At 55.8% G+C, this 7,550-nt stretch carries 7 protein-coding genes and 1 riboswitch; of the genes, 3 read left to right on the top strand and 4 right to left on the bottom strand.

The window, feature by feature from the left end:
• Positions 1 to 344: methylmalonyl-CoA mutase family protein (locus B2R48_RS03730; RefSeq protein ID WP_296997949.1), on the bottom strand; the 344-nt coding region annotated here is incomplete at its 3' end.
• Between the two features lie 2 nt (positions 345 to 346).
• Positions 347 to 2,395, bottom strand: a complete 2,049-nt coding sequence (locus B2R48_RS03725) for a methylmalonyl-CoA mutase family protein (RefSeq protein ID WP_296997947.1) — start codon at positions 2,393 to 2,395, stop codon at positions 347 to 349.
• Between the two features lie 123 nt (positions 2,396 to 2,518).
• Positions 2,519 to 2,696: riboswitch (cobalamin riboswitch) on the bottom strand.
• A 286-nt stretch (positions 2,697 to 2,982) separates the two neighbouring features.
• Between B2R48_RS03725 and B2R48_RS03720 the strand changes: the two genes are divergently transcribed.
• The 3 genes from B2R48_RS03720 to B2R48_RS03710 all read left to right on the top strand — a co-directional run bounded on the left by B2R48_RS03720 (position 2,983) and on the right by B2R48_RS03710 (position 4,920).
• Complete coding sequence (locus B2R48_RS03720) at positions 2,983 to 3,405, top strand: response regulator (protein WP_062956754.1); 423 nt, start codon at positions 2,983 to 2,985, stop codon at positions 3,403 to 3,405.
• 167 nt (positions 3,406 to 3,572) lie between these two features.
• On the top strand, positions 3,573 to 4,583 hold the full coding sequence (locus tag B2R48_RS03715) for an asparaginase (RefSeq protein WP_296997942.1): 1,011 nt from the start codon (positions 3,573 to 3,575) through the stop codon (positions 4,581 to 4,583).
• A 16-nt stretch (positions 4,584 to 4,599) separates the two neighbouring features.
• Positions 4,600 to 4,920 carry a YnfA family protein gene (locus B2R48_RS03710; protein ID WP_296997940.1) on the top strand — a complete coding sequence of 107 codons (321 nt, stop codon included), beginning with the start codon at positions 4,600 to 4,602 and terminating at the stop codon, positions 4,918 to 4,920.
• 5 nt (positions 4,921 to 4,925) lie between these two features.
• Here B2R48_RS03710 and B2R48_RS03705 read toward each other — a convergent pair whose 3' ends face one another.
• Complete coding sequence (locus B2R48_RS03705) at positions 4,926 to 6,341, bottom strand: two-component system sensor histidine kinase NtrB (RefSeq protein WP_213473516.1); 1,416 nt, start codon at positions 6,339 to 6,341, stop codon at positions 4,926 to 4,928.
• The gene (locus B2R48_RS03700) at positions 6,338 to 7,543 is read right to left on the bottom strand and encodes an HD domain-containing phosphohydrolase (RefSeq protein WP_296997935.1); all 1,206 of its coding nucleotides are present in this window, start codon (positions 7,541 to 7,543) and stop codon (positions 6,338 to 6,340) included. Before B2R48_RS03700 ends, B2R48_RS03705 begins: the two co-directional genes overlap by 4 nt.
• Positions 7,544 to 7,550 lie beyond the last annotated feature (7 nt).

Genomic DNA, 7,550 nt, shown 5'->3' with positions numbered 1-7,550 from the left:
CCCCGGTGGGTCGCCAGATCGAAGGCAATCGACAGACCCTTTTGCCCGGCGGCAAGGTTACGGCGATAAAACGCGTTGGATTCCTCGGCCGTGGAGAAACCGGCATATTGGCGGATCGTCCAGGGACGCTGCACATACATGGTGGGATAGGGGCCGCGCAAAAATGGCGGCATGCCCGGCATGGTGTTCAGGTGATCGATGCCGTCCAGATCCCTGGGGCCATAGGATGATTTGACATCGATGCCTTCGGGCGTGGTCCAGGGCGTGCTTTCAAACGGGTCCTTTGCGCCGGCGGATGCACCATCAAACAGCGGAAGGTCGGAGAAATCAGGAATGCGGGTCATGGTTATTTCTCCCCCTGCTTGCCAAGAAGGTGATCAAGTGCGGCACCACAAATGCCAAGAACATCGGCCCCGACAAAGACAAAGTCGTCAATGCCGGCGGCCGCGTAATCGGACCTCGCATCGCCCGGATTACCAGCAAGGTAAACCATGCTGGCCCCCTTTGCCTTGAGTGCCTTGGCAACATCGGTTGCCATGTCGCCATATTGCGGATCCGATCCACAGATTATGGCGATCTTGGCCCCGCTATCGGCGAAGGCGGATGCCAGTGTTTCTTCCGTGTCAAAGCCGTTATTGGTGATGGCTTCGATCCCGCCAGCTTCAAAGAAGTTTCGCGCAAAGGTCGCACGTGCCGTGTGCTGGGCGACCTTGCCAAGATTGGCGAGGAAGACCTGCGGGAAAGACCCGGTCTTTGTCTTGTGCGCCTCAGAACGTTTGCGAAGTGCCTCATAGTTTTCAGAAAGGCGATGGGCCGGAAGTGCACCGATACGGGTCGCGGCACTGGTGCCATAAAGCTCGGTAAACATGTGTCCGATGGTGGCGCCTGCGCGTGCGGCCTCAATCATGGCAGCAAGGCTTTTGCCGACCGTGCCGTCAAACTTGGTCTGGCGGCTCTTGGCATCGGCAACGATCACGTCAAGGTCGGGCGTTTCGCAGGTCACCTTGGCCTCAGCGATGTTGGGGAATTCGGAGACACCAGTCAGCGGGTCACGACGGGTGGACAGGCGTTTTTCACGGGCATTCCAGACGGTCTCGATTTCGGTTTTCAGGCTGCCATTGGCAAGGGCACTTAAAATACCACCCGAAGATTCAAGGGACTGGAATTTCGACCAGGCGGCCTTCGCCAGTTCCTTGGTCAGGTTTTCGATAAACCACGAACCACCAGCCGGATCGATGACCCGGTGCACGTTGCTTTCTTCCTGCAAGATCAGTTGGGTGTTGCGCGCAATGCGGCGTGCAAAGCCATCAGGCAGGCCAATCAGATGATCATAGGGCAGGCAGTTCACACTGTCCGCACCACCCAGACCGGCGGCAAAGCTTGTCACCGTGGTGCGCAGCATATTGACCCAGGGATCAACCTTGGTCATCGCCATTTCGGCGGTAACCGCATTGATCGTGATCGTCGCATCCTCGGCACCGGATGCTGAAAGAACGCGACTCCACATCATGCGAAGCGCACGCAGCTTGGCGATCCCGGCAAAGAAGTCCGTGCCGATGGCGACGTTAAACACCATCGCACCCGCAGCTTGATCAACCGCCATTCCGGCATCGGTCAGGGCACGTAAGTATGTCACCCCGCTTGCCAGCAAACAGGCCAGTTCCTGACCATCGGTGGCCCCGGCATTATAGTAAGGTGCGCCATTAACCGAAATTGCGGTCGCCAGCGGGAACAGGTCAATCAGCTCGACCGCGACGTTTGCCGCATGATCAACCGCCTCCTGTGCCCCGCAGGGCAGGGTGCCAGTAATTGCAAGGGTTCCAATCGGATCAATGTTAAAGGCCGGGGCGGCTTCGTCTGCGCCATCGGTATTGGCAATGTGCGCGGCCAACAGGGCCGCAGCCGGAACACCCGCGGCACCACCATCAAGCCCGACGGTGGCAAGGTTGGTGTAAACATCCTCAAGTGCGGCATCAAGATCGGCCAGACAATGAATGGCAATCCCGTCCACACCGACCTCGGCAGAACTGATTTCGCGCCCCGCACGGGCGGCGGCATCAAGTTTCAGCGTGATCGAGGTGGCCCCATTTTCAAGGTCCTCAAGGATCGCGGCATTGGTGGCTTTGGGGTCGGGATGGGTATGAAGCTGACGGATATCCCAACCGGTAACGGTTTCACGCGGCTCGACCGTGGCGTTAAGAACCTCGTGGATCAGCCGGGTCGCGTCATCCTGATCATCATTTGTATAGATCGGCTGAACGGAAAACCCATCAAGGGTGTTGGTGACAAGCTTCTTCTCGAACGGTGCACCCTTAAGGGCCTCTTCGGCCAGCTTGCGCCAACTTGCATAATCAGCAGATGGAAATTCGGATGCGAGCTTAAGCGGGTCGGACATGGTTTCTCCCGGCTTGGTTCATCCCGGCCTTGATGCGACTCCATATGGGGCGCGGCGCGGAAAGTTGCCAAATTCTATTCTACTACGGATTCCCAGTACCCGGTACACCCCGCCCGGCCCAATTCATGCCAAGAAAACACCATCGGTATTCTGACTCGTGCAAAACCGCGCAAAACGGCTTCGTACCTACAGTTGCGGGGGCAGTTCCGGGCTTGGCCACACCGCCAAAAGGCGGGGCCGCACCGGATTCCCGATCATGTTTTCCGGTCACATTCGCGACATGGCGGTTTATAGCACCTGTCCCTAATTCCGTAAATAGGCATGGAAATACCTATTTAGGCGGATAAGCCACCCGACAAATCAGGTTTCCGTAGCGTTATGTTGGCAGAAACATTGGGGTTTTATCGGCCGGGCCGTGATTTCTGTGCCACGGTGCCGGTGTCATAACCACCTTATACTTTCGCGCAAGGGGTGGAAGATCGGGGTGAAGGCAGAACATTGCATGGCAAAAATTTGGCGGGTTTAACCAATTTGACATTTTCATCTGTCAGTTTGGGCGTGTCCCAAATCTCGGAGTATCGCCATCCATGAATGCGCTCAGCGCCATGCCGCCGCAATTTTGTCCTGATGGACTGGTTGCGTTCGCCGACGACAGTCCCAGCGCCAAAGCAGCCCTTGAAACAGTGTTGCGCCGGGCCGGATATGACGTGGCCGGCTTTGATTGTGCCGATGATCTGATCGATCAGCTTGAAGGCATGTGCCCCAACGCCATTATTCTGGATATTGAAATGCCGGGCATGAGCGGCTTTGAAGCTTTTTGCGAGATTCGCCGCCGCTTCCCCAACAGCCAAAACGTGCCGGTTTTCTTTTTCTCCGCCCATTATGACGCCGATACCCGCGCGCAGGCGGATGCGTTGGGTGCCGCTGATTTCATCAGCAAGGATGCCAGCCCGAAAGTGGTCCTTGAGCAGCTCAACCGGGTTCTCGGCAATTCCATGAGCGCCTGTTAAGCTCTTCATTCGGCGTATTGCGATGACAAACGCTCTGCCTCGGCAGGGCGTTTTTCTATGTGTAATCGCTGGTCTTGCTTGCCATCATTCCCATATTTCGGGCATAGCATGGTCTGGGTTTATACCCGGTCCGCCACCAAATCCATCACGTCCCGGAGCACTCTGCAATGTCATCGTCCTCTGCTGCCAACCCGATCCTTGTCGAAGCCACCCGTGGCGCGATGGTCGAAAGTTTTCACCGTGGCCGGTATGTGGTGATGAAATCGGATGGCACCGTGATTGACGCGGGCGGCGATATTGACGCACTGATGTATCCGCGATCCGCGATCAAACCGCTTCTGGCGATCCCGTTGATTGAAAGTGGTGCGGCGGATGCCTTTGGCCTTGAAGACAAGCACATCGCGCTGGCGTGCTCGTCGCATAATGGCGAGGAAGAGCATGCAACCACGGTTGCCGCATGGCTTGAAAAGATCGGTCTGTCGGTCGAAACGCTGGAATGTGCGCCGCATTATTCGCTTAGCCTGAATGCCGCGATCAAGCAGGCATCCGATCATGTCAAACTGACCAAGGCGCATAACAACTGTTCGGGCAAACATGCCGGGTTCCTGACGACCGCGCAGCATCTTGGCGATGACCCGACAGGTTACATTGCAGAGCCCCATCCCGTTCAGCAGCGCCTGATCAAGGTGCTTGAAGAAATGGGGGATTGTGATCTGTCATCCACCCCGCGTGGCATTGATGGGTGCGGTATTCCGGTAATCGGTATGCGCCTGCGCGATCTGGGGCTTGCCATGGCCCGGATGGCTGATCCCGCTGGCCTGTCCGAAACGCGCGCCAATGCCATCAAGCGCATTCGCAAGGGCTGCGCAAACGCACCCTTCATGGTCGCAGGCACGGGCCGTTTCTGCAGTGCCATCATGGAAGAATGCGGCGAGGACGCGCTGGTCAAGGTCGGGGCAGAGGGTGTTTATTGTGCAGCCTTCCCGGAACAGGGGCTTGGTGTGGCGCTCAAGATTGATGACGGCACCCAGCGCGGGGCAGAGGTTGCGATGGGCGCGATCTTGCGCAAACATGGCGTGATCGACGATGCCCGCGCCGAGGTGCTTAAAAACCATCTGACGCCGGTGCTGACCAACTGGGCGGGCAAATATGCAGGCGACTTGCGCCCGGCCTTCTAATCAAGACGGGAAACCGATGCAAAGCATTGCGGCCTATATCTTTGCGGCCATTGCCGAAATTGCCGGGTGTTTTGCCTTCTGGGCCTGGTTGCGATCGGGGAAATCGATCCTTTGGGTCGTGCCCGGCGTCGTATCCCTTATTATCTTTGCCTGGCTTCTGACGCGGGTAGAAGCCGATTTTGCCGGGCGGGCCTATGCAGCGTATGGCGGGGTTTATATTACGGCATCAATATTCTGGATGTGGGTGGTTGAACGCAGCATGCCTGATCGCTGGGATATTATCGGCTTGCTGGTTTGCCTGATTGGGGCGGGCATTATTCTGTTTGCCCCGCGTTAAAGCTTTCAGGCTTTTGCCGGTTTTTCTTCTGGTTGTGGGCCGGTTCGATCTTCGCCGGGCAACAGAACATGGAACGTCGTTCCCTTGCCCATTTCGGTTTCAAACCAGATGCGCCCGCCATGGCGGACGGTGACGATGTCATGGGTGATCGACAGACCCTGCCCGGTCCCTTTGCCGACTTCCTTGGTGGTAAAGAACGGGTTGAAAACCTTGGATCGGTCTTCCTTGGCGATACCGGTGCCGTTATCAGAAATCGAAATCAGGATACTGTCATCAAGCGACGTCGTCTTGACCGTGATATGGCCTTCATCCGGTTTGCGCCCGGCAGCCTGAATGGCCTGTGCGGCGTTGACGATCAGGTTCAGGAAGACCTGATTGATCTCGTTGATGTGACAGGGAATATGCGGGATTTCAGGATCGAACTTCTCGATGATGTCGGCATTGTGTTTCCATTCATTGCGCGAAATCACAATCACGTTGGACAGAACACGGTTGATATCGGTGGTGGTTTTTTCTGCCCCGCCGGGGTGGGAAAACTCCTTCATCGACAGCACAATGCGCGCCACCTGATTGATCCCGTCCAAGGACTGCTGGGTCGCATGCGGGATTTCCTCAAGCAGGAATTCCAGATCGGAATCGCGCATCTGTCGAACAAAATCCTCAAACGTATTGGGTGGCAAACTGGCGCGGTTTTTCCACAAGGTCTGCAATGCCAGACCCAGGATACGTGACAGCGACCCATAACTGTCATTCAGGAACTTCAGGTTATCGCGAATATACTGGCTGGGCGTGTTGATTTCGTGGGCAATGCCGCCTGCGAGATGACCAATCGCCTCAAGCTTAAGGGCTTCGCGCAGGTCTTCCTCAAGTTTTTTCTGGGATTCTTCGGCCGTTTTGCGACGGGTGATATCCCGGAAAATATACAGATAACTCATTTCTGATTCGAAATTGGCCGGGCTTACTATGATTTCCATCGGAAAGCTGTCGCCATCAAGGCGTTGGGCCATGGTTTCGGTATAGTCATATTTTAAAACGCCGCTGCTGATATTGATGCAGCGGTTCAAAAGCCGGTGACGTACGGTGGCCTTGCGATCAATGAACATGACATCAACCGATGTTCCCAGCAGTTCATCACCCGTTGCGCGCAAGATTTCACCGGCTGACTTGTTGAAGTCCTGAATCATGCCGGTCGCATCGATGATCAGGATGCCTTCAACAACACTATCAAGAATGGTCTTGAGCCGTTGGGTTGCTTCCAGTTTGCGGCGCTTTTGTTCCTTCAACAGTGCCATGAAAGGCGCGCGAATTTCCTCGGGCGCATCAATTTCGTTCGCGGCATCAAGCAGATCCTCGCCGGATGTGACCTCGTCCGTGCTGCTCAGAATTTTTGGGGCCTCGATAGCGTCCTGGTTTTCGGTCATGACGCCTCGCCGATTTGCACTTCGGGGTCATGACCGCCACGGCGGACGCGAATGGGTTCGTGGAACTGATGGAGCTCCTGAAATACACGCAACCGTTGGAGCTGTATCTCTGAAACATAGTTGCCATGAGTGAGCAAGACCTGCCCCTCAAGGGTTTCGATATCAGTTAGCAGGAAGTCACCCATCCTGAGGTTCTTCAGATTGATGTCGTGCTCTGTTCCTTTGGGGTAGGCAACCTTGTCATAAGACGGGTCTTCTTTGGCGAGCAATGCCTCAATCTGGTCAAGAAGGCCCGGGTCATAGCGATCAGGTTTTTGGCGCAACTCGTCAAAATGCTGTTTGACGACCAGATCGCTATCAACAATCTTGCCAAGGTCGTTAAAGATCCGAAGCACGCGCGCCCCAAGCGGCAATTCGTTGCCAAGCGGGCCGTCGGCCGGGAAACCCGATCCATCAAAGTTGCGGTTCTGCAAATAGACAATTTCAGCGACTCTTTCCAGACGCGGGATATTGGAAATCAGTTGGCGGGCGACTTCCGGCGTCCGTCGAACCACATCACGTTCAAGCGGTTGTAGTGGTTTTTCCTCTCCGAGCCGGGCAAGGATTGTTGGCGGCAGCGATACATAGCCAATCGGGGCGAGCAAGGCGGCCAATCCCAATTCCCATGGATGCGGATAGCCGATTGATTTGGCAATGGTGTCGCACCAGATCTTGGCGCGCATCGCCTTGCCAAAGATTGCCGGATTAAGCTGTGCGAGAACCTCGGTCAGAACCTTGACACTGCCAGCCAGGGTTTGTTCGATCAGGGCCCTTTCAGCGGTTATCAACTGGTACTGCCGCAAACCTGCGTTAAGGCCGGCAATGAGGTCGTCGTCTTCGCAGGGTTTGTTGAAAAACCGGAAGATATGCCCGCGATTGATTGCCTCGACGGCGGTGTGTTGATCGGCATTTCCCGTCAGCATCATATTGACGGTGTCAGGGCTGAGCTTTGCGACCTCTCCCAATAACTGTACGCCATCCATGTCGGGCATGCGCATATCTGCCACACAGACGGCATATCTGTTACCGGCCTTGATTTTTTCAAGTGCCTGCAAAGGGCCGACTGCGGTGTCAAAATTGAACTTGCCGCGCAGCTTGCGCTTTAGAGCCATCAACAGGTTCTCATCGTCATCAACAAAGAGTACAGGAGGATTTTGTGTCATGCTCTGT

Origin of the sequence: Thalassospira sp. UBA848, from assembly GCF_002295455.1 — a bacterium.
Taxonomy (GTDB): Bacteria; Pseudomonadota; Alphaproteobacteria; order Rhodospirillales; family Thalassospiraceae; genus Thalassospira.
Note: the sequence above shows the minus strand (reverse complement) of the source record. Positions and strands in the feature narration are given on the sequence as shown.